This is a genomic window from Desulfosarcina widdelii (assembly GCF_009688965.1).
Lineage (GTDB): Bacteria > Desulfobacterota > Desulfobacteria > Desulfobacterales > Desulfosarcinaceae > Desulfosarcina > Desulfosarcina widdelii.
Genome location: NZ_AP021875.1, coordinates 4,211,214 through 4,234,206 on the forward strand (window position 1 = coordinate 4,211,214; position 22,993 = coordinate 4,234,206).

Sequence of the window (22,993 nt, forward strand, 5' to 3'; positions counted from 1 at the left end):
TGCCTATTTCCGGATGGGTAGAAACCGAAAGGAAACGCGCATGAAAAAACTGCCCTCTACCGAAAACAGTTATGCCCCGTTGCATGAGATGGCTATGGCGCCCATTCGTTCCCGGATGCTGATGGCCGGCATCGAGATGGGCATCTTCGACGAACTGACCGGCTTCCGCCCTGCCGGAGAGATTGCCGAGGCCATCGACGCCCATAAAGACAATACCGAGCGCTTTCTCAATGCCCTGGTGACCATCGGGCTGGTGGATAAAAAAAATGGCCTGTATCGCAATCGGCCGGCGTTTTCCGAATTTCTCGTGAGACGTTCTCCAACCTACCTCGGCGAACTGCTGCAAATGATCGAGCACATGTGCCTGGAACCTTTGGACGGCCTTGTCGGTCTGGTTAAAGACGGCCCCTCTTCGACAACCGGCCAAAACGACTTTGCCTCGGCGGAACTCTGGGCCAGGGCGACCCGGTACTCCGCCGCCTGGGTAACCGGAGGAGCCGGGTCTCTAATGGCAGGGATCGTCGGCGAATTGCCTGAGTTTAAAGGTTTTCGCCGGTTGCTGGACCTGGGCGGCGGACACGGCATGTTCGCGCTCTATTTTGTCGACGCCCATCCGAGTATGACCGGCGTTATTTTCGACCGGTCTGCGGTGGTTGCCGTAGCCGAGGAATTCATCCGGGAATATGGCATGCAAGAAAGGTTGTCGGTGCTGGCCGGAGATTATCTCACCGACGATATCGGAGAAAATTACGATTTTATTTGGGCCTGTTCCACCCTGAATTTTGCCCGCCATGATCTCGACGCCCTGTTCGCCAAAGTTAAACGGGCGTTGAATCCCGGCGGCGTCTTTGCTGCTTTACAGGATGGGATGACCCATGATCAGACCCGGCCCGCTGTCATGCTGGGACATCTGGGGGACTCCATGCGAGAGGATCGGGATCTTTCCTTCGAACAGGGACAAATCGGCGATGCCATGCTGCGCTGCGGATTCCGTTCGGTCCGGTCCCGGACGGTGCGCACCCCCATGGGAGAACTGGATCTGGATATCGCCCGTAAGGATCGGTAGCGATGCGTTGCAGGATCGCAACCCGCCAAGCCATTTATTCTCACGGCCGGGTCTTTTATGCAAAAACAGGTTGACAAATAAAGAAAATCTAGTGTACGAAACTCCTAAATGAAATAGATAACTCTATCTTAATTTAAGTGGTCTTACGACTGGCGGCCGGCAACCGGCGCGTCGAGAAGTGAAGGCGTATCAGAATTTTCCAAATGGCGAATTCGATGCGCCTTTTTTTGTGGGTTTCAGTTGTGAACCAAAAAAGGAAACAAGAAACTGTGAATGCTTTTCTTTTTAAACGCTTTTCGCCTTGTTGCCGAAAATTGGTTTTTCTTGACATCAAAACCGGTATATTTTATCTGACGTTCATTATTGGCAGGACGAAACTGCCAGCATCAAAAAAATGGTCAGTATCCAAATTCAGCCAGGAAGGCCAATTGAATCGTAATTCATTGCCGACCTGGCTTTTTTTGTTTGCCAAAATACAACCGCAAAAATTGTTATCGTTAGAAGCTTAATCGGCCACGAAGGTTCTTTGTCCCAGGCAGGGAGCGGATCTCGTGGCCTTTTTTGTTTAGAAAGGAGGTATCTGAACCGTACGAGTTATCAAACAGGAACCGCTGTATGCAACAAGCCGACAGCAAAAAACACAGCTAAAATTACCCCAAAATACGTGTTACAAAGGAGAAAAATGATGAAAAGAGCAATGACCGTTCTCGCCTGCCTGGCCCTGTGCTGGACATTTTTTATTACCCCAGTACATGCCGAAGAAACGCTGTCCAACCATGAGTTGTCCATGCGGATCGAACAGCTGGAAAAGAAACTGGGCAAAGAAGGCGGCATTCTCCCAGACAAATGGAGTGAACGCATCGCCCTGAGCGGCCTCATCGAGGTGGAAGCCGGCTATACCAGCGCGGACTATGCTGACGGAAGCAGCGACGACGGAAGCGACATTGCCGTATCCGCCGTGGAACTGGGCGTCAATGCCGACATCGTCAAACATGTTTTCGGACACGTCCTGTTTAAGTACGAAGACGACGAAGATGTATTTGTTGACGAAGCTACCATTACAATCAGCGGTGAAGACGTGGTGCCCGCTTATCTGACGGCCGGAAAGATGTATGTCCCCTTCGGCAACTTCGAGACCCACATGATCTCTGATCCCCTGACGCTGGAAATCGCAGAGACCCGTGAATCCGCCATCCAGGTGGGCGTGGAGACCGGCGGATTATACGGCTCGGCCTTCATCTTCAATGGCGATGTGGACGAAGCGGGCGAAGACGACGATCATATCGACAACTTCGGAGCCAATGCGGGCTATGCCATGGAGAGCGACACCTTCACCCTTGACGCCGGGATCAGCTACGTCAACAACCTGATCGACGCCGACGGATGGGGGGACATCATCGATGAGAGCGGCTTGGCGCTCAACGATTATGTGGGCGGGATGGGTGTCTATGCCATCGTCGGCTTTGGTCCGTTCACCTTAATTGGCGAATATATTACCGCCCTGGACGAAATCGAGTGGCTTGACGAGAATGGTGACTTGGACCACCGCCAGGATGAAATTTCCGCCTGGAACCTGGAAGTCGGCTATGCCTTTGCCATTGCTGAAAAGGAGGCCACCGTAGCCGTAGCCCTGCAGGGAACTGACGAAGCCGAAAATATGCTGCCCGAAACTCGCTACCTGGGTTCCTTCGGCATCGGCATCTTCGAAAGCACCTCCCTGGCCTTCGAATACGCTCACGACGAATATGAAAACGATGACGAGGCAGACGCCTTCACCGCGCAATTGGCCATAGAATTCTAGCCGGTTTGCGTGCGTGGACGTTCGCCCAACGTTTTACAGCAATCGGTGGTTTCCGGAGCCGGGGGAATTTTCTCCCGGCTCCGTCATTTCAACTTTTGACCATGGCCAGGCCCTTTGTTATAGTGTGCGCCTGTCTTCAGCGAAGGCTAGGATTGTCTTGGATCCAATGCAGGGGCGGCAAAAGGGTGGGGTGGTTTTTCAACAAAGCAGCATGGCTCGGCTGGATATGCATCGCCTTCAGCATGGCGGTGGGTGTCTCGTTGCCGCTGTTGTCGAAAGCGTATGCCCATCCGCATGTCTTCATCGTCCAGCGACTGAACCTGGTTTTCGACGAAAAAGGTCTGGCCGGAATCAAAGTCCGCTGGAAAATGGACGACATGTTCGCCAGCATGATTGCAGAAGACCACGACCAAAACCGCAACGGCACTCTGGAGCCCGAGGAGGTTGAGTCGGTCAAGGAGAACGCCTTTATCTTTATCAAGGAATTCAATTTTTTCACCTTTATCAAAATCGACAACCGACCGTTCCAGATCAAATTCATTCGCGATTTCAATGCCACCCTGGAAAACGGAAGACTGGTCTACGAATTTCTCATCCCCTGCCATGTGACAGCTGCGGATTCCTATAAAAAGGTGAGTGTGGCCAGCTACGACCCGTCTTATTACACCGCTATTTTCTTCGCCAAGAAAAATCCAATTTCCCTGACAACGGCAGATGCCTTTGAACTCAAAACGGCCATTCGGGAAGACCCGGACACGAAAATTTATTTCGACCTGATCCATCCCTGGACGCTTTTCATGGAGTTTCGGAAAAAAGCATGAAACGGCTTTTACCCGTGGCAATCATTTTCATACTGCTACTGCCCTGGATCGGACCGGCCGGGGCCGGCAACCCGTTTACGTCCAAACCGGGATCCCGGTACGTCTCACCCGAACCGCCCATACAAAGCCCCTTTGTCATGAAAATCGTTGTTTGGCAGCATCGGCTGCAACAGACCCTGTCGGACCTTATCCGCGAATTTAAAAGCGATGAGCGCTTCGTGCCACTGATCGCGTTAATAGGACTGGCCTTTGCTTACGGCGTCATCCATGCCTCCGGTCCCGGCCACGGCAAGGTGGTGGCCATGTCCTACGTGCTGTCCCATCGCCCCTCGATCTTGGGAGGCGTGATCTTTGCCCTGTGCATCGCCATGATCCATGGCGTCTCGGGCATCGTGGGCGTTATCGGACTGCGGTATGTCATCCAACGCAGTGTCGGCCAGACGCTGGGCTCGGTTACCGAAATTACCCAGATGGTCAGCTTTGGATTGATCGCCATCCTGGGGTTGAGAATTCTGGTGAAACATACCGCCGCCCTGTTTTTTAGAAAAAATTCCCCGCCGGAAAAAAAACCGCAAGCGATAGCGGGGAAAAGCGTCTGGCCCTGGGCGATTGCCGTCGGAGTGGTGCCCTGCCCGGCAGTGGTGATGGTCATGCTGTTCTGCATGTCCATGGATGGACTGCTTCTGGGCCTGCTGCTGGCGCTATGCATCGCCCTGGGAATGGGCACAACCATTTCCCTGGTGGTAACCACCGCCGTTCTTGGAAAAACCGGGGTGTTGCGTGCGGTATCCGAAAAACGGTTCGAAACGGTAGAAACCGTAATCGGCATGCTCTCGGGAGCGGCCATTGTTGTCTTCGGAGCCCTGTTCTGCATCCCCGCGATTCATCGCGTTTTTTATTGATCGATGGAGATGGCTTTGGGTGAATCTGTCAAACAGTCGGGGGGGTAAGGTGGGTTTTGGCGACAGGCAGAATGGGAAACGACGGGGTTAGGCCTCCTGATCGACCTCGATCAATTTTGCCTCCGAACTGCTCAAGGTGACGCAGCAGTTGGCCACCCGGCATTGAATCGGGTCGCCGAACGGCGCCCTTCGGATGACGTCGACTTCGGCATGGGGAACGAAACCTAGGTCGAGCAGACGCCTACGCATGGCTCCAGTTGCATGATGGCAATGGATTCTTGCCCGCTGGCCGCATTTTACGTCATTGAGCATGCAGCATCTGCAGTGTTTTCGTTTTTTGCATCCGCGTCCTCGCATGCGCTCTCCATTCAACTCTTGTATAGGGATCTCTGTCTATAGCAAGCTACAAGCGATGTCAACAAATATTTTAGACATCTAACATTTATAAAGCATGCTTATTCCTTTTGACACTCCTAAAACAGATTCGCTTCCCGAGAAAGATGCATTATCTCTATTTTTTCGGCAAATCAAGTAGATATTGTCATTTATTTTTCCCTTCTCAATAACCCGCCCACCACCGCCCTGCCGCCACAATCCCCATCCCCATAATCGCCCCGAAAAAAACGTTTCGGGTTTTCCAGACGCACAGCGCCGTGGACAGGGCGGCGAGGCCTCCGAGAGGGCCGGCGGAAACGATGCCCGGAGCAACCAGGGACAACAGAATCGTCCCCGGCAAGGCTGCCAGAAAGCGCCCGAAACCGCCGCTTTTCGGCAGGTGCTCGGCCAGCAGCAGGCCTCCTAAACGCAGGCCGTAGGTGACCAAGGCCGCACCGGCAATGGCCAAAGCAACAAAAGGATCGATGGTAGACAGGGGGCTCATTCAATCTCCTTGGCAACAAGATCGGCCCGGGAGGGATCCGACAGGGCAAACGGCGCTTTTCCGGGCAAAAGCCATTGTTGAAAAACGGGGACCAGTGCCCCGCCGATACCACCGATGACGATGTACCATTTTCCGGGCAGCCAGCGTTCTGCGGTTACGGCAAAAATGGCAGCAGTGATCCAAGGCGCCACATCTCGCCTGCCCCGCCACATGCCGACGGTCAGGGCGGTGAATACGGCCACAAAGGCAAAATCCAGGGCAAAGCGCTCCGGGTGGGCGATCAGCGCTCCCAGCCGATGGCCGAGCAGGGTACCGGCAGACCAGATGACGCACAGGCAGATTCCGCCGCCCAGCAGGAAACCGGTGGTGACGTGGCCGTGCCGGTGGGCTGCCATGGTCACCGCCCAGTTCTCGTCGGCCACCAGATGCATGACCCCGGCTTTGTGAAAGAATGATTTGCCCCTGAAAAGCGGTTCCAGCGAGGCACCGATGAGCAGGTAGCGCATGTTGATGATCAGCACGGCCAGGATCATCTCCGCAATGGGCAGGGGCGGCACCCACATGTCGACCATCACGAACTGGGCCGAACCGGCGAAAATCGAAAGGTTCATGGCCAGAAGCTCCAGCCAGGAAAGTCCCTTCTGGGCGGCCAGCATCCCCAGGACACTGCCGTAAGCGGCCACGCTGGCGCCTACCGGAAGGTTGGCGACCGCACCTTTGCGCATCTCTTCAATCATCGTCTTTCGTCCTGAATTGGGGATTTGTCAAAGTTGATGACCTCGTAAAAGTCGCATTTCCGACGGACTCGTAAAAAGGCCGAGATCAAGGCTTGCGGGCCGCGACAGCGAGCCTGAGCGAGCGAACAGCAAATCGATCGATATCCTTACGGCGAACATTTATGTTTCATCCTGAGGAATGAGGTGTATTGCTTATACTCCGCAGTGACGAAGGATGAAGCGTAACGCCGATATCGACCTTTTTACGAGTCCGTCAAAGTTGTCCGATCGCCACCCCTGCGAATACGCCCGCCGCGATCCACAAAACCGCCTTGGCCGACCGCCATGCAACCGGTTCAATGATCGGCAAACCTTTCGAATGCCCTGCCGAAGTATCCTCCGGAGACATAAAAAATCGAAGAATCGCTATGGTTGCAGTGAGGCTCATCGTCCACCATCCGTATCTGAAATCGACCTTGATTTACCCTAACAGATCGGCTAATTAATAACAGATACAGTTTTTTAATTTTTTTATAATAACAGTTGAAGGTATATAGATGGCCCAACAAACAGTTTCGGGATTCAGATATGCCAACTTGGCCGATGATCTGGAACTCAAGATCAAAGAGGGCGTCTACCGTTCCGGTGAGAAGTTGCCCTCGTTGAGAAGACTGCATGACCAGACCGGGCTGAGCATCACCACCGTGTATCAGGCCTACATCGAGCTGGAAAAGCGGGGCGTCGTGGAGCCGCGTCAGAAATCGGGATATTACGTCAGACCGCTTCTGGACCGAATTCTACCGGTACCGGAAGCGCCGAAACTGAAGCCGGTTGCCAAAAAAGTAACCATGGGCACCCTGGCCTATTCCATCGTCGAAGACATGAGCAATCCGGATTTTCTTCAATTGGGGGGTTCGGTAGTGATGCCGGAATTGCTGCCCTTCAAGCAACTGGCCCGTTGCATTCGCTCGGCGCCCATCGAATCCATGAAACACAGCCTGATGCGCTACGAAAATCCATACGGCAATCCCGAACTCAAACGCCAGATCGCCAAACGCATGGTCGGCCAGGCCCGGCGGGACGCCATGGAAGAAATAACCATCACCACCGGATGCCTTGAGGCGGTAAACCTGTGCCTCCAGGCCGCCGGCAGCGCCGGCGACACGGTAATCGTGGAATCGCCCACCTATCCCTGGTTTCTGCAGTTGATCGAAGACCACAAGATGTTCGCCCTGGAAATACCTACGGATCCCCGCACGGGTATCGACCTGGAACAATTGGAGCAGGCCATCGGCGCCAATGCCGTGGCCGCCTGCCTGCTGGTTCCCAATTTCCACAATCCCCTGGGTTTCGAGATGTCCATGGAGAAGAAAAAGACCCTGGTGAAGATGATGGCCGCCGCAAAAGCCCCCATCATCGAGGACAATATCCACGGAGAACTCTATTTCGGCAATGCAAGACCGGCGACTTTGAAATCACTGGACCGCAACGGATGGGTAATGCACTGTGCCTCTTTCTCCAAAACCCTTTCGCCGGGGCTGCGGGTGGGGTGGTGCCTGCCGGGCCGCTACACCGAACCGGTAAGGCGGCTGAAACTGAACGGCACGGTCGCCTCCCCCACATTGAACCAGCGGGCCGTGGCCGATTTTTTAAAAAGCGGCGCCTACGACCGCCACCTGCGCCGCCTGCGAACGGCGTTGAAAAATCAGATCAGCAACATGGCCCTGGCCATTGCGCGCCACTTTCCGAAAGGGACGCGCATCACCGCGCCCAAGGGCGGGTTGACCTTGTGGGTGGAGCTGAGTCCGAACATCAATGGCCTCGAGGTTTACCGGGAGGCCCGAAAAAGGAAGATTTCCATTTTTCCCGGCATCATCTGCTCCACAACCGGCCGCTACCGGAATTTCATCCGCATCAGCTGCGGCTACCCCTGGAGCGAAGAGGTCGAAAAGGGAATTCGGACGCTGGCAGAAATTATCGGCCAAATGGTTTAGCGCCCAAACTCCCATTCGCCACTGTCTCCTCTCGCTTTACAGGCTGAAAAGAAAAGTGACAACCCCAGCCTTCCAGTCGCCTGCGATCCGCGTTCTTTTTTTTCGAATAACCCCACAGATTCATAGAAAATTGCAATCCCCAATTTGAATCTTCTCGCCCATGGCACTCCCTTTGCTCTGGCTTCAAACAGATCGAACGGGTCAGATGTTTAATTGTCCACCGTTCATCCATAGAGCGTTTTCAGGCAGCCACCCATCAACACAGAAAGGCTTCTCATGCTCAATGCATCCGTAAAAACCGATTCATGGAAACAGCGAAAAATCCATTTGGACGAGATTGAACGGTATATGCAAAGCGACCGGGATTTCATTGACGATGCGGCGCTGACCCGGGCGATCGCCGCCAACCGAAACCCGGATTCGTTGCGGATAAGAGAAATTATCGCCAAGTCCCTGGCCATCGAAACCCTCAACATTGACGAGGCGGCCGCACTTCTCAATGTCTCCGATCCCGAATTGCTGGACGAGATGGAGGCGGCGGCCGGACAGATCAAGAGAAAAGTGTATGACAACCGGATCGTCACCTTTGCACCGCTGTACCTGAGCAATTACTGCGTCAACAACTGCCGTTATTGCGGATTTCGTCTTGAAAACAAAAAGATAAGGCGGATGACCCTTTCCATGGACGAGATCAGGCGGGAGACGGAAGTGCTGTGCGGCGATATCGGGCACAAGCGGCTGATCGTCGTATACGGCGAGCACCCGGTATCGGATATCGATTACATGGTCGAATCCATCCGGACCATTTACGATGTCGCCGTCCCCGCTCGCCAGGGAATCGGCAGAATCCGGCGGGTCAACGTCAATGCGGCCCCGTTGTGCGTCGAGGACTTAAAACGACTGCATGCGGTGGGCATCGGCACCTTTCAGGTGTTTCAGGAAACCTACCACCATGCCACCTACGCCCGCTTGCACCCTGCCGACACGATCAAGGGCAATTACCGCTGGCGCTTGTACTGCATGCATCGAGCCTTCGACGCCGGGGTGGACGACTTTGGCATCGGTGCCCTGTTCGGCCTTGCCGACTGGCGTTTCGAAGTCCTTGGTCTGCTGGCCCACACCCACGAACTGGAACGGGCCGTGGGCATCGGGCCCCATACCATCTCCTTTCCCCGCCTCGAACCGGCTAAAAACACTCCCTTTCTCCAGGATAGCCGTCTGCGGGTGGCCGAAGCCGATTTCAGAAAAGCCGTCACCGTTCTTCGCCTGGCCGTGCCTTACACCGGCATGATTCTCACGGCGCGGGAATCCGCCGAAACCCGACGGGCACTGCTGCCGCTGGGGATTACCCAGGTGGACGCCTCCAGCCGCATCGGTGTGGGGGCCTATGCCAATCCGGCGGTCGACAATTCCCAGGACAACCGGCAGCAGTTCGTCCTGGGCGATCTGCGCAGCCTGGAGGAAGTCATCCGGGAACTGGCCGAAGAGGGCACCATCACCTCTTTCTGTACGGCCGGTTATCGATGCGGAAGAACGGGCAAGCGCATCATGGATCTTTTGCGCAGCGGCAAGGAAGGAAAGTTCTGCAAGCTCAACGCGGTACTCACCTTCCGGGAATGGCTCGACGACTTCGCCGCTCCCGAGACGGCCTCAGCAGCAGAACCGGTCATTCAGAAAGAAATCAAGGAAATCGAACAAGAGCAGCCAGGGATGGTCAAAACGTTCAAGGAATACTACCGGCGCATCGCTGATGGCGAGCGGGATCTCTACCTGTAACTCATGCGATCTCCTATTCAGACAAGCGGCAAGTCGAAAACGAATTTTACTACCGCTCAAATTCGCTCCCTGCTGGAATCGAGCGGCCGCAAAGAGATCGAGGCGCTTCGTCGGGAAGCGCACTGGGCGACCCTGCTGCATTGCGGCAACAGGGTCTACTTCCGGGGCATCATCGAATTTTCCAACATCTGCACTTGTGACTGCTACTATTGCGGCATCCGCCGCAGCAACAAGGACGTGGTGCGCTACCAGCTCGCCAAAGCGCAAATTCTGCGCCAGGCTAAATGGTGCGCCGAGAGAGGGTTCGGGTCCGTGGTCCTGCAATCGGGCGAGCGGCGGGACGCCCGGTTTGTCGATTTCGTGACCGACGTGGTGCGGACCGTCAAAAAAGAAACCCGATGTTCTCTTCTACCTGATGGATTGGGGATCACCCTGTGCGTCGGAGAACAATCCCGCGAGGTGTACGCACGCTTTTTCGAAGCCGGCGCCCATCGTTACCTGCTGCGCATCGAAACCGCGTCGCCGCGCCTGTTTCGGCGCTGGCACCCGCCCGGGCAAACTTACGAAAACCGGCGGCGCTGCCTTTCGCACCTGCGATCCATCGGCTACCAGGTGGGCACCGGCGTCATGATCGGGGCGCCCTGGCAGACCACCGCCGATCTCGCGGAAGATGTGGCCTTTTTCAAGGAGATGGATGTGGACATGATCGGCATGGGACCCTACATCCCCCATCGCGCCGCACCCTTGGCCAGGATTGACGTGGACCTGCCGGCCATGCGTCTGCAGCGGGCACTGTCGACCATTGCCGTCGCCCGTCTGGTGCTGCGGGATGTCAATATCGCCGCCACCACGGCCCTGCAGGCCCTGTCGCCTCTGGGCCGCGAAAGGGGGCTGGACTTCGGCGCCAATGTGATCATGCCCCAGGTGACTTCGCCCGACTGTCGGAAACAATACACGCTTTACGATGCCAAACCCTGTGACAATGAAACCGACCCCGGTTTTCAGAACGCTTTGGAGAGACGGATTCGGAACCTGGGGCGCGAAGTGGGCCGCAACCGGTGGGGAGATTCACCCCATGCATGGATTCGGCAGGCCTTTATCCAAGGAGCGGCCTGAACCCCGACGAACATTGAATTGAAAATAAGGAGCAAACCATGGCTAAAGTGATTTTTGGCGTCTGGGACGGCACCGTCATCGACAACAGGAGACGGAAAATCTTCGAAATCGAGGAAGATCCGTCCTTCCGGGAATTCGACGAATTCAATACCGGAAATCCCATCAAGGCCTTTATGGGCGGGCACGGATTTTTCATCTTTGAAAAAGGGGTGCATCTGCTGGATGCCGCTCGCCAGTACATGCAGCGCGTGGCCCGCGAGTCCTGCGGCAAATGCACCCCCTGCCGGGTCGGCACGCAGATCATCGCCGCCAAGCTTCGCGAACTGTCCAACGGCAACCGGGATGCGGCCGTGCTGGATGAGATCGCCGCGATCGCCGAGCATATCCGCAGCACCTCCCTGTGCGGTCTCGGCCAGACGGCCCCGGTCGCCCTGCTCGAAATGATCCGCTACATGCGCGAGGAACTGATCGCGGAAATCGCCGCCGGCAACGGCATGCCGCCACAGCCCTGCACCACCTACGTGTCGGCGCCGTGCATCGAAGCCTGCCCCTCCAAGGTCGATGTTCCCCGCTATATCGACTTCATCAAGGACGGCAAATTCACCCACTCCCTGGGCGTCATTCTCCAGAAATATCCCATGGCCGCAACGTGCGGCAGGGTATGCGTGCGGTTCTGCGAAATGGCCTGCCGCCGCACCCAGGTGGACGAGGCGGTCGGCATCAAGGTTCTCAAACGTTTCGTGGCCGATCGCGAGAAGTACATCACCAACGAATGGTTCAGCAGCTACCCGGCGGAAGAAAAAAAATCCGACGATTTAAAGGTGGCGGTCATCGGCACCGGACCGGCGAGTATTTCGGCCGCCTATCATCTTCTCCTCAAGGGGTATCCGGTGGACGTGTACGAGGACAAAACGGTTCCCGGGGGCATGGCCGCGACCGGAATTCCCAACTACCGCCTGCCCAAGGACGTGCTCGGCAGGGAGATCAGCATCATCGAAACCCTTGGCGGACGAATTTTGTACGACCGCCGCTTGGGAAAGAAAATTACCATTAAAAGCCTGCTCAACGACGGTTACCAGGCCATCTTTCTGGGCGTGGGAGCCCACAAGGGTAAAATGCTGGGGGTCGCCGGCGAAGACACCGCCCTTCAGGGCTACCAGTTCGGGGTGAACATGCTGCTGCACATCAATCACGATTATGTCAATCGGGGCATTCCCATGGACCTGGGCGAGAAGATGATCGTGGTGGGCGGCGGCAATGTCGCCATGGACTGTGCTCGTTCAGCCCTGCGCATGGGCGTGAAAGAGGTGCACCTGATCTACCGGCGGTCACGCAACGAAATGCCCGCCGACAAGGAAGAAGTGGAAGCCGCCGAGAAAGAGGGCGTCATTTTCCATTACCTGACCCACCCCGTCCGCATCCTCCATGCCGACGGCCGGGTCACCGGGGTCAAAGCCACCCGCATGGAACTCGGCGAAGTGGACGCCGGGGGCCGGCGCAGCGTTTTGCCCGTTGCCGGATCGGAGTTCGTGCTGGAGGCCGACAGCATCATCCCGGCCATCGGCCAGCAGGTGGACCACAGCTTCACCAGCCCCGAGGAAGGACTCCGCTTTACCAAGGGGGGCTTGATTGAAGTGAATCCCAACAGCCTGATGACCAGCCGCAAGGGGATTTTCGCCGGCGGGGACTGCGTCACCGGACCGGCCACCCTGGTTCAGGCCATGGCTCAGGGACACCAGGCCGCCCGCTGCATGGACGATTATCTGACTTTGGGCCGGGTGCGGTTCTTCCCCGATAGACGCATGAGCGATCTGGTGCAGGCAATTCAGCCCATGATTTCCAAGGGGGTTTCCATTCCCATTCGCCATGAATACCGGGTCAAGGTCAAGGAATTGGATCCGGAAGTGAGAAAACGCATGTTCGAAGAGGTGGAAAAGCCCATATCCGTGGAAGAGGCTTATCACGAGGCGGACCGCTGTATGCGGTGTTACCGCGTTTATTCGGTGATAACGGAACAGTAAAGGGTTCATCAGAAAAGGAGAATGACGATGATCGGCAGCATAAACGGCAAGCCTGTGGAATTTTCCGAAAACGAGACAATCCTTCAGGTGGCCAAACGCAATGGCCACTTTATCCCCACCCTTTGCGAAATGGCCGACCTGGACCACACGCCGGGCACCTGCCGGGTCTGCCTGGTGGAAATTCAGCGCCGCAACGGCTCCGGGCCGCAGGTGGTGACCTCGTGCAACACACCCATGGAAGAGGGCATGGCGGTGCTCACGCGGACCCCGGCCCTGCGCGAACAGCAGCGGCTTCAGGTGGAACTGCTTTTGGCCGACCACAACCAGGACTGTGCCGTGTGCATTCGCCACGGCAACTGCGAACTTCAGGATGTGGCCCAGTTCGTCGGCCTTCAGCAGTCCCGCTACCACTATCCTCATTTTTACGAACAGCGCACCCGGGACGACTCTTCGGCGGCCATCGTCCGCGATATGAGCAAATGCATCCGCTGCCTGCGGTGCGTCAAGGTGTGCCGGGAAATCCAGGGCACGGACGCCCTGGTGATCACCGAAAAGGGGCTGGCCACCGAAATCAGCATCCGCGACAGCCTGCCCCTGGGCAGTTCGGACTGTGTGGCCTGCGGTCAGTGCATTCTGGTTTGCCCGGTGGGGGCGCTGGCCGAGCGGGACGACACCGAAACGGTGATCGACTATCTCTACGACCCGCGGATTGTCACCGTCTTCCAGTTCGCCCCGGCCATTCGGGTGGCTTTGGGAGAGGCCTTTCGCATGCCCCCCGGCGAGAATGTCGAAGGCCAGATCGTCACGGCTCTGAAGCATCTGGGGGCCGATGTGGTGTTGGACACCAATTTTACAGCCGATCTGGTTATCATGGAGGAGGGCACCGAACTGCTGCACCGCATCGAAAAAGGCGGGACGCTGCCCATGTTCACCTCCTGCTGTCCTGGCTGGATCAACTTCGCCGAGAAGAATTTCCCGGAGATCCTGCCCCACATCTCCACCACCCGCTCCCCCCAGCAATGCTTCGGCTCCATGGCCAAAACTTACCTGGCCGAGGGGATGGGCATCGATCCCAAAACCATGCGGGTGATTTCCATCATGCCCTGCACGGCCAAAAAAGAGGAGGCCAAGCGCCCAGAATTTCTCAATAAGGGTACTCCGGATGTGGATGTGGTGCTGACCACCAGGGAATTTGCCCGACTGCTGGAGCGGGAGGGGGTGGATCTTTCGACCTTGGAGCCGTCGGCCTACGACAATCCATGGATGGGGGATTACACCGGCGCCGCGGCCATCTTCGGAACGACGGGCGGCGTGATGGAAGCGGCCCTGCGCACGGTTCATAAGGTGGTCACCGGCGACGAACTGGAGGGAATCGAATTTCAGCCGGTGCGCGGCAACGAAAAAGTTCGCGAAGCAAAAGTCGATTTGCAAAACGGCTCGCATCCCGTCAAGGTAGCCGTGGCCCACAGCCTCAAGGCGGCCCGGCATATGGCGGAAATGGTCCTGGCGGGCGAGGCGCCCTATCACTTTATCGAGATCATGGCCTGCCCGGGCGGGTGCATGGGCGGCGGCGGTCAGCCACGCAGCAAGAAGGCCTACCAGGCCAGTTGGCAGGAGCGGCAAAACGCCCTGTACGCCATCGACCGGCAGCGGTCAGTGCGCCAGTCCCACAACAACCCGCTCATCGAAAAGATTTACGACGACTTTTTGGAAGAACCCAATTCCCACAAGGCCCATGATCTGCTCCACACGACGTATCGGAAGCGCAAGCGAACCATTAAGCATACCATGAAAGAGATCTGGCAGGAGATCGAGGCCCGGTAAGGAATTTCAAGGCGGCAAAACGATGAACCAACTCAACACCCGCATAGAAACAGACGTGCTGGGCAGCGTGGAGATTGCCGCCGAAGCCCTGTTCGGCATCCACGCCTGGCGCGCCAGGGAGAACTTCCCCAATACGGACCGGTTTTCCCAGCACTGGTATCAAGCCGTCGGGACGGTGAAGCTGGCCTGCTACAACACGATCGAACGGTTCCAGAATGCCGTTGAGAAGAAGTTTGGAAAAGCGACGACTATTAAAATGATGGCGCAGGAAAAAATCGAGGCCCTGCAGGAAGCGGCCAGGGAGGTAATTCAGGGAAAACATTTCGAGGGGTTCATCGTGCCGGCGGTCCAGGGCGGTGCGGGAACCAGCATCAACATGAACGTCAACGAAATCCTGGCCAATGTGGCCCTTGGGAAGCTGGGCAAGGATCCAGGCACATATACCGAAATCGACCCCATCGAAGATGCGAACCGCTACCAGAGCACCAACGACGTCATCCCCACAGCCTTGCACGTGGCCTGTATGCAGCGATTGCCGGCATTGGAAAACCGGATCAATCTCCTGCGGCACGAGATCGAAAAGCTGGAAGCGGCCCATCGAAACCACCTGCGGATCGCCTACACCCAAATGCAGGCAGCGGTTCCTTCTTCCCTGGGGCGTCTTTTCAGCACCTACAACGAGGCACTGTCCCGGGACTGGTGGCGTATTTCACGGGGTCAGGAGCGGCTGAAGGTGGTGAATCTGGGCGGGAGCGCCATCGGCAGCGGATTGGCGTCCCCCCGTTTTTTCGTCATGGAAGCGATCCGCGAACTGCAGAAATTGACCGGGCTTCCGGTTACCCGCAGCGATAACATGCACGACGCCACCTGCAACCTCGACCCGTTCGTGGAAGTCCACGGCTTTTTAACCGCCCATGCCGTTTCGCTGGAGAAAATGGTGGGCGACCTGCGGCTGCTGGCTTCCGACCTGATCGACACCAACGATATCCGGCTGCCCCGAAAGCAGGTGGGCTCCAGCATCATGCCTGGCAAAGTCAACCCCGTCATCCCCGAGTTCGTGATCGGCTGCGCCCACAAAGTATATGCCAACGGGACCATGGTGAACGGTTTGGCGGCCCGGGGTCTTTTGGACCTCAATGCCTATCTGCCCATCATCGGGCATGCCTTCTTGGACAGCCTGGAACTGTTGATTGCCGCCAACCGGACCTTGCAGGAAAATCTGTTCTGCGGGTTGGAAATCAACGCGCAGGCTGCCGAAGAGAAGCTCTACCGCAGCCCTTCGGTGTGCACCGCCCTGCTTCCCTATCTTGGCTATGGGAAGGCCGCGTTGCTGGCCAGTGAAATGCAACGGTCGAGCGGCTCCATTCACGAGGCCAACCAGACCCTGCAATTGATCGATCCGGAAAAACTGGAAGAACTCCTGGCCCCTTCCAATCTCTTGAAGGAAGGATTTTCCGTTCACGATCTGCTCGATGAAATGGGGGAGCGTTCATGAGAGGCAGAGAAACCCGCCCCCATATTGGAATTTTCGGAAGAACCAATGTCGGCAAAAGTTCGTTCATCAATGCCATCACCGGCCAGGATGTCTCCATTGTCAGCGATCTGGCGGGAACCACCACCGACCCGGTGAACAAAAGCGTCGAATTGACCGGCATTGGCCCGGTCGTATTGGTGGACACGGCCGGTCTGGACGATACCTCTCAATTGGGCGAGCTTCGCGCCAACCGAACCCGGAAAGTTCTCGAGATCATCGACGCGGCCATTTTGCTCATCGCCGGAAACCGGGTATCCGACACGGAACAGGCGTTGATGGCCCGGTTTCAATCCGAAGCGATCCCCTTTTTACTCGTTCATAACAAAAGCGACCTCGAGCGATGGCGGAACCATGGTGCCGTATTTCCTGAAAAGACGCCGGTCCTGGATTATTCGAGTGTCTCCCATGAGGACCCCTGGCCGCTGCTTAGTAAGCTAAAACGCATCATCCCCCCTTCGGCATTTAAACGGCAAGCACTGGTCGGCGACCTGGTTGCCTATGGAGATGTCGTGATGATGATCGTGCCCATCGATCTCGAAGCCCCGGAGGGGCGCTTGATCCTGCCCCAGGTGCAGGCCATCCGCGATATTCTCGACAACGATGCCATCGCCATTGTTCTCAAGGAACGGGAAGTCGAAGTTTTTTTAAAGAAGACAAAGATCGAACCGCATCTGGTCATCACGGACAGCAGTATTTTCAACAAGGCCGACGCCATGATCCCTAAGGCGATCCCGCTGACCGGCTTCAGCGTGATGCTGGCCCGGTTTAAAGGAGATTTCGACGCCTATCTGGAAGGTACGCCGAAGATATCGGAACTGAAGGACGGCGACAAGATTCTGCTTTTGGAGTCGTGCTCGCACCACACCTCCTGCGACGACATCGGCAGGGTGAAAATTCCCCGCTGGATTTCAAACTTTACGGGCAGAAATCTCCATTTCGAAATCGTCGCTGGCCTGGACGACATTCCAGGCACGATCCAGGATTATTCCCTGGTGGTGCAATGCGGCGGTTGCATGGTTACCCGCAGGCAACTGGTCAACCGTTTACAGCCCGCACGCAGAGCCGGCATTCCAGTTACCAATTACGGCATGGCCATCGCCTACGTGCAGGGCGTTTACGAGCGCGCCGTAGCCCCTTTTGTCAAACGGGATGACTTGGAGACAGCCTATTTATAAAGCAGCAATTATAATGGAGTACACAGTGAACTTTTATTCAGGAGGAAAAGTCATGACCGACACCATCGAACCGCTTTTCAGCCCGGCATCCATTGCCATCGTCGGCGCCACCAACCGGCCCAACAGCGTGGGCCAGGCCGTGATGCGCAACCTGATTCAAGGCGAATTCCAGGGGGTGCTCTACCCGGTGCACCCCAAACTGAAATCCATATACGGCGTCAAGGCCTACCCGACCCTCACCGCCATACCGGATTCGATCGACCTGGCCGTGATTATCGTCAAGCCGGAGGTCGTGCCGGATCTGTTGGATGAGGCGAAGGGCAAAGGCGTTAAGGGCGCGGTGATCATCACCGCGGGGTTCAAGGAGATCGGCGGCAAGGGGGCCGAACTGGAGGATCAGATCAAGGCGATCGCCGCCCGCAACAACATCCGCCTGGTGGGCCCGAACTGCCTGGGAATCATCAATACCAACAAAGACGTTCGCATGAACGCCAGTTTCGCCCGCCTGATGCCAAGACCGGGCAACATCGGCTTCATCTCCCAGTCCGGGGCCCTGTGCACCTCGGTATTGGACTACGCCGCGGGCCGCAAGATCGGGTTCTCGAAATTCATCAGCTTTGGCAACAAGGCCGATGTCAGCGAAATCGATCTGCTGCGCTACCTGGGCGATGATCCCGAAACCAAGGTGATCTGCATGTACCTGGAGGATCTGTCCGCCGGCCAGGAGTTCATCCGCGTGGCCAGCGAGATTTCCTGGAACAAGGGCAAGCCCATCCTGGCCGTGAAATCCGGAACGTCGTCGGAAGGGGCCAAGGCCGCCGCCTCGCACACCGGTTCCCTGGTGGGCTCGGATTCGGCCTATGACGCCATTTTCCTGCAAAGCGGCATCCAGCGGGTGGAGGGCATCAACGAATTGTTCCACTATGCCATGGCCTTCTCGCGCCAGCCCCTGCCCAAGGGACGGCGCATCGCCATCGTGACCAACGCCGGCGGACCGGGCATCATGGCCACCGACGCCGCCATCCGCCACGGCCTCAAGCTGGCCGCCTTTACCGACGAAACCACCGCGGCGTTGAAGGCCAGCCTGCCGCCCACGGCCAATATCCACAACCCGGTGGACGTGATCGGCGACGCCACCCACGAGCGTTACGAAAGCGCCCTGAAAACCGTCATGCAGGACCCCAACGTGGACGGGGCCATCGTTTTGCTCACCCCCCAGGCCATGACCGACATCCTGGAAACGGCCCAGATCGTGCCCAATGTGGCCAAGCAGACGGACAAACCCATCCTCTGTTCGTTCATGGGCATCGTGGACGTGTCCGAAGGCGTGGCCCATCTGGAGTCCAACGGCATTCCCAACTACGTTTTCCCCGAGGCCGCCTCGCGCACCATGGCCGCCATGGTCCGTTTCGGGGAGCGTCTCAACATCGGCAACCGCGTTCCGGCTGGCTATGCCGTCCGGCGCGATGAAGTATCCCGGCTGATCAACGCAAAGCTGAACGGCAACCTGTCCTGCTATCTGCCCGAACGGGAGGCGACGGAGTTGTTGAACTGCTATGGACTGCCCCTGCTGACCAGCCGGCTGGTATCCGATTCCACGCAGATCGCCGCTGCCATGGAAGCCATGCGTGCGCCCGTGGCCATGAAAATCGTGTCCAAGGATATTGTTCACAAGGTGGATGCCGGCGGAGTGAAACTGAACATCACCGATGCCGACCAGGCCAAGCAGGCATTTGAGGAAATCGTGGCCAACGGGCTGCGGTTCAAAGCCGATGCCAGGATCGACGGGGTGCTGATGCAGGAGATGGCCGGCAAGGGCGTGGAGGTGATCATCGGCTGCGCCCGGGATTCCAAATTCGGGCCCATTGTCATGTTCGGCCTGGGCGGTACGCTCGTGGAAGCATTGAAGGACGTTACCTTCCGCCTGGCGCCCATGTTTATCGCCAGCGCGGAAAACATGATCCGCTCCATTAAAACCTTTAACATTCTCCAGGGGGTGCGGGGCAATCCGCCCTCGGATCTGGGCGCCATCCGGGAGTGCATCCTGCGGGTGTCGACCCTGGTGGCCGATCATCCCGAGATCAGCGAACTGGACATCAACCCGCTGATCGTCTATCCCGAAGGCAAGGGAGCCGTGGTGGCCGACTGCCGGATCATGCTCGCGTCAAAGCAGGCCTGATCCGTTTCACCCCATCGGAAAGTGCCCAAATCGAGCGGGTCCTAAAATTTCAGGGCCCACTCCACCATGGCCACAAAGTGTTCAAAAAGTACCTTGGGGCGAATGCCGAACGCCTCGTGGAAATGTTGCCGGCGCATCCTGAAAATTTTCATGACCCCGAAAATCTGACCCCACAGAAGCAGCATGAGCTGTTGTGGGGTCAGATCCTTTCCGATGTTACCGATTTCCATTCCCTTTTCAATGGCGGCCGTGACCATGCGGGCCATATCGGCGGAAACCTGCTGGCACTGCGCCCGGTAGCTGTCCGGCGCAAAGGAGCCGTCGCCGTTAAGGTAGTCGAAATAGCGGCTTTCGTAGATCATGATCAGATCGAGAAACTCCGGGCTTTGAACGGAGAAATCGAAAAACGCCCGGGCCATGTCTCGCAGGCCGCTGTCGTTTGAACCGGCCTGGTCGATGGCCTTGGCCAGCGTCTCCCTCAATTGGAACAGACCCCGCAGGACTACGGCCAGAAAAAGCTCCTCTTTGTCTCTGAAGTACAGGTAAAGGGTGCGCTTGTTGTAGCCGGCGGCATCGGCGATGGCCGGCAGGGTGGTGTTTTCGTATCCGTTCTCGAAGAAAACGGCCTGGGCCTTGTCGACGATGCGATCGCTGCGCTGCTGCTGTTCCCAAGCCTTGCGTTCCGTATTCGTCATGGTTCTTCCTGTTGACAATACAACTCCGTGAATGATATTTCACTATAGTGAAATTTGTTGCATCTTAATGCAATAACAAATCCCTTTGCATGTCGTCAAGGATGCGATGGACGCTCCGCTTGCACTTTTTATCGCCTTTACCATCCTGGTGGCCGGTTGTGTTCGCGGCTACGGCGGATTCGGCTTCTCCATGATCACGGTGGCGGCGCTTTCCCTGGTGTTGCCGCCCGAACGCATCGTGCCGATGATATTGATACTGGAAGTGGGCGCCAGTCTGTTGCTTCTGCCCGGTGCCTGGTCCTCCGTAAATTGGTTGGCGCTTGCCTGGATGCTGCTTGGTGTTGGCATCGGGACGCCGCTGGGCGTCTGGCTGCTCGGCAATGTTTCTCCGGCTTGTATGAAAACGTCGGTGGCGGCGATCATCTTCGCCCTGGCCTTCATCCTTCGTAAAGATGTCGTCGTCAGGCGCAGACCGGGGCGTGTACAAACCGTACTTACCGGAACGGCTTCCGGGATTCTCAATGGTGCGGCGGCCATTGGCGGACCGCCGGCCGTTCTCTTTTTTTTCTCTTCTCCGGCTGGAGCCACCGTATCCAGGGCGTCGCTGATCGCTTATTTCCTGTTGACGGACATTCTGGCCGCCGGCACCTGCCTGGCCGCCGGATTGATGACCGTCGATCATGCCCGCCAGGCCCTGTTGATGCTCGTTCCCATGGCGGTTGGGTTGCTTGCCGGCCAGCGAATGTTTCACCGCACTTCCGAAACGGTTTTCCGTAAGCGGGTCTTGCTTTGCCTGATGGGACTGTCCGTGCTGACACTGATAAAGGCACTATGGGAAATGGCTTCGTAGTGTTTATCCAGAAATGGCCAATTTGCCCGATATCTTTGTTGCGCGAAAAATTTACTCCTCGGAATATCAACCATATACCTGCGGGTAAATTTTCCTTGCGCCTCGATCTCGACCAAATTTGCCTATTTCTGGACAGACACAAAGATGAGAAACTGATTTATCTGAAAAAATGGAGTGAACCATGGAACTGACCAAAAAAGGAATGACGCGTGAGGCTATCTTCGAGCGCCTGGCCGAGTTTCGCCGCAACGATATCAAATGGCAGGAAGGCCGGACCTACGGATATGTTTTCGATCCGGGGTCCGAGGTGATGGCGGTCGGCAAAGCCGCCTACAACGAATTTCTATCCGAAAACGGACTGGATTTCACCGTTTTTCAGAGCCTCCTGCGACTCGAACGGGAACTGGCCGCTTTCGGTGCCCGCCATTTGAGAGGCGATGAGCAGGTGGTGGGCAATTTCACCTCCGGCGGGACGGAAAGCATCATCCTGGCGGTGAAAGCCGCCCGGGATTGTTACCGCAGCACCCATCCCCAAATCCATGTTCCGGAAATAATCCTGCCGGCCACCGCCCACGCAGCCTTTCACAAGGCGGCCCATTATCTGGGCGTGAAAGCGGTGACCGTTTCCGTCGATCCGCAGACGTTCCGGGCCGATGTGGAGAAAGTAAAGGCGGCCATCACCAAAAACACCATCATGATCGTGGGGTCGGCCCCCTCCTATGCCCACGGTGTGGTGGATCCCATTGCCGATCTGGCCGCCCTGGCCCATGAAAAGGGCCTGTGGATGCATACCGATGCCTGCATGGGCGGATTTCTGCTGCCCTATTTTCGCCGCCTGGGCGAACCGGTGCCGGATTTCGATTTCACCGTGCCGGGGGTCACCTCCATTTCGGTGGATCTTCACAAATATGCCTATACCCCCAAAGGCGCGTCGCTGGTTCTCTACCGCAACAAAGGGTATCGCAAGCACCAGATCTTCGCCTGCTCCGGGTGGATCGGGTACACCATCGTCAACAATGCCGTCCAGAGCAGCAAGTCCGGCGGGCCCATGGCCGCGGCCTGGGCGGTCCTCAATTATATCGGCGACGACGGTTACCTGGACATCGCCCGCAAGAAGCTGGCGTCCGTGAAAAAGATCGCCGAAGGCATCAACCGTATCGACGGCCTGCGGCTGGTCACCCATCCGGACATGTCGCTGATCTCTTTTACCGCCGACGAGGTGAACGTTTTTCATATCGTCGATGAAATGAACAGCCGGGGGTGGTATATTCAGCCGTCCCTCTCCTTTGACAATTCGCCCGCCCACATCCACCTGTCGGTCAACGCATCCAACGTGGGCTGGGAGGACGAACTGCTGAATAACCTGGCCGAGTGTGTGGACATCGCCCGCAAGCTGCCAGAAGGGGAACTGGTCAGTCTGGTCAAAGAAAGCCTGAAAGGCATGGATATGGCGGCTATCTCCGACAGCGACATCATGAACCTGATGGCGGCGGCCGGGGTTTCCGACGGCATGCTGCCCAGCCGCATGGCGGACATCAACGGTGTGCTGGATCTTCTGCCGACCCGGGTTCGGGAAACGGTGCTGACGGTGTTTGTGAATGATATGTTCACCCAGCCATGATGATCTCCTAAAAAGTCAAAAA

At 56.9% G+C, this 22,993-nt stretch carries 19 protein-coding genes; 14 read left to right on the top strand and 5 right to left on the bottom strand.

Annotated features, from left to right (window positions below; all coding sequences use genetic code 11):
• The first annotated feature begins 40 nt into the window (after window positions 1–40).
• From GN111_RS19410 to GN111_RS19425, 4 genes are all read left to right on the top strand, one after another.
• Window positions 41–1,066, top strand: coding sequence for a class I SAM-dependent methyltransferase (locus GN111_RS19410; RefSeq protein WP_155305336.1), 1,026 nt, complete (start codon window positions 41–43; stop codon window positions 1,064–1,066).
• Between the two features lie 682 nt (window positions 1,067–1,748).
• On the top strand, window positions 1,749–2,867 hold the full coding sequence (locus GN111_RS19415; protein WP_155305337.1) for an LbtU family siderophore porin: 1,119 nt from the start codon (window positions 1,749–1,751) through the stop codon (window positions 2,865–2,867).
• Window positions 2,868–3,052: 185 nt separating this feature from the next.
• Window positions 3,053–3,688: a DUF1007 family protein gene (locus tag GN111_RS19420; RefSeq protein ID WP_170302366.1), complete on the top strand. Its 636-nt coding sequence runs from the start codon at window positions 3,053–3,055 to the stop codon at window positions 3,686–3,688.
• Entirely contained in the window at window positions 3,685–4,590 is a 906-nt protein-coding gene (locus GN111_RS19425) for a nickel/cobalt transporter (protein WP_155305339.1), read from the top strand. Before GN111_RS19420 ends, GN111_RS19425 begins: the two co-directional genes overlap by 4 nt.
• 87 nt (window positions 4,591–4,677) lie before the next feature.
• On the opposite strand, the gene GN111_RS19430 is transcribed toward GN111_RS19425, so the two are convergent.
• The 4 genes from GN111_RS19430 to GN111_RS19445 all read right to left on the bottom strand — a co-directional run bounded on the left by GN111_RS19430 (window position 4,678) and on the right by GN111_RS19445 (window position 6,634).
• The gene (locus GN111_RS19430) at window positions 4,678–4,902 is read right to left on the bottom strand and encodes a FeoA family protein (RefSeq protein ID WP_155305340.1); all 225 of its coding nucleotides are present in this window, start codon (window positions 4,900–4,902) and stop codon (window positions 4,678–4,680) included.
• Window positions 4,903–5,149: 247 nt separating this feature from the next.
• Window positions 5,150–5,470: an AzlD family protein gene (locus tag GN111_RS19435; protein WP_155305341.1), complete on the bottom strand. Its 321-nt coding sequence runs from the start codon at window positions 5,468–5,470 to the stop codon at window positions 5,150–5,152.
• Entirely contained in the window at window positions 5,467–6,207 is a 741-nt protein-coding gene (locus GN111_RS19440; RefSeq protein WP_155305342.1) for an AzlC family ABC transporter permease, read from the bottom strand. The genes GN111_RS19435 and GN111_RS19440 overlap by 4 nt, the downstream gene beginning before the upstream one ends.
• Before the next feature lie 253 nt (window positions 6,208–6,460).
• Entirely contained in the window at window positions 6,461–6,634 is a 174-nt protein-coding gene (locus GN111_RS19445; protein WP_155305343.1) for a hypothetical protein, read from the bottom strand.
• Between the two features lie 109 nt (window positions 6,635–6,743).
• Between GN111_RS19445 and GN111_RS19450 the strand changes: the two genes are divergently transcribed.
• From GN111_RS19450 to acs, 8 genes are all read left to right on the top strand, one after another.
• The gene (locus tag GN111_RS19450) at window positions 6,744–8,180 is read left to right on the top strand and encodes an aminotransferase-like domain-containing protein (protein ID WP_155305344.1); all 1,437 of its coding nucleotides are present in this window, start codon (window positions 6,744–6,746) and stop codon (window positions 8,178–8,180) included.
• A gap of 276 nt (window positions 8,181–8,456) precedes the next feature.
• Complete coding sequence (hydG, locus tag GN111_RS19455) at window positions 8,457–9,956, top strand: [FeFe] hydrogenase H-cluster radical SAM maturase HydG (RefSeq protein WP_155305345.1); 1,500 nt, start codon at window positions 8,457–8,459, stop codon at window positions 9,954–9,956.
• Between the two features lie 3 nt (window positions 9,957–9,959).
• On the top strand, window positions 9,960–11,072 hold the full coding sequence (gene hydE / locus GN111_RS19460; RefSeq protein ID WP_155305346.1) for a [FeFe] hydrogenase H-cluster radical SAM maturase HydE: 1,113 nt from the start codon (window positions 9,960–9,962) through the stop codon (window positions 11,070–11,072).
• Window positions 11,073–11,110: 38 nt separating this feature from the next.
• Window positions 11,111–13,093 carry an FAD-dependent oxidoreductase gene (locus GN111_RS19465; protein WP_155305347.1) on the top strand — a complete coding sequence of 661 codons (1,983 nt, stop codon included), beginning with the start codon at window positions 11,111–11,113 and terminating at the stop codon, window positions 13,091–13,093.
• A gap of 27 nt (window positions 13,094–13,120) precedes the next feature.
• The gene (locus tag GN111_RS19470; protein WP_155305348.1) at window positions 13,121–14,917 is read left to right on the top strand and encodes a 2Fe-2S iron-sulfur cluster binding domain-containing protein; all 1,797 of its coding nucleotides are present in this window, start codon (window positions 13,121–13,123) and stop codon (window positions 14,915–14,917) included.
• A 22-nt stretch (window positions 14,918–14,939) separates the two neighbouring features.
• Window positions 14,940–16,412 carry a lyase family protein gene (locus tag GN111_RS19475; RefSeq protein ID WP_155305349.1) on the top strand — a complete coding sequence of 491 codons (1,473 nt, stop codon included), beginning with the start codon at window positions 14,940–14,942 and terminating at the stop codon, window positions 16,410–16,412.
• Window positions 16,409–17,626, top strand: coding sequence for a [FeFe] hydrogenase H-cluster maturation GTPase HydF (gene hydF, locus GN111_RS19480; protein WP_155305350.1), 1,218 nt, complete (start codon window positions 16,409–16,411; stop codon window positions 17,624–17,626). The genes GN111_RS19475 and hydF overlap by 4 nt, the downstream gene beginning before the upstream one ends.
• 52 nt (window positions 17,627–17,678) lie before the next feature.
• The gene (gene acs / locus GN111_RS19485; protein ID WP_155305351.1) at window positions 17,679–19,805 is read left to right on the top strand and encodes an acetate--CoA ligase alpha subunit; all 2,127 of its coding nucleotides are present in this window, start codon (window positions 17,679–17,681) and stop codon (window positions 19,803–19,805) included.
• Window positions 19,806–19,846: 41 nt separating this feature from the next.
• On the opposite strand, the gene GN111_RS19490 is transcribed toward acs, so the two are convergent.
• A complete protein-coding gene (locus tag GN111_RS19490) occupies window positions 19,847–20,500 on the bottom strand; it encodes a TetR/AcrR family transcriptional regulator (RefSeq protein ID WP_155305352.1) in 654 nt (217 codons plus the stop codon).
• Between the two features lie 106 nt (window positions 20,501–20,606).
• Between GN111_RS19490 and GN111_RS19495 the strand changes: the two genes are divergently transcribed.
• A complete protein-coding gene (locus tag GN111_RS19495; protein WP_155305353.1) occupies window positions 20,607–21,350 on the top strand; it encodes a sulfite exporter TauE/SafE family protein in 744 nt (247 codons plus the stop codon).
• Window positions 21,351–21,531: 181 nt separating this feature from the next.
• A complete protein-coding gene (locus GN111_RS19500) occupies window positions 21,532–22,971 on the top strand; it encodes a pyridoxal phosphate-dependent decarboxylase family protein (protein WP_155305354.1) in 1,440 nt (479 codons plus the stop codon).
• The last annotated feature ends 22 nt before the right edge of the window (window positions 22,972–22,993 follow it).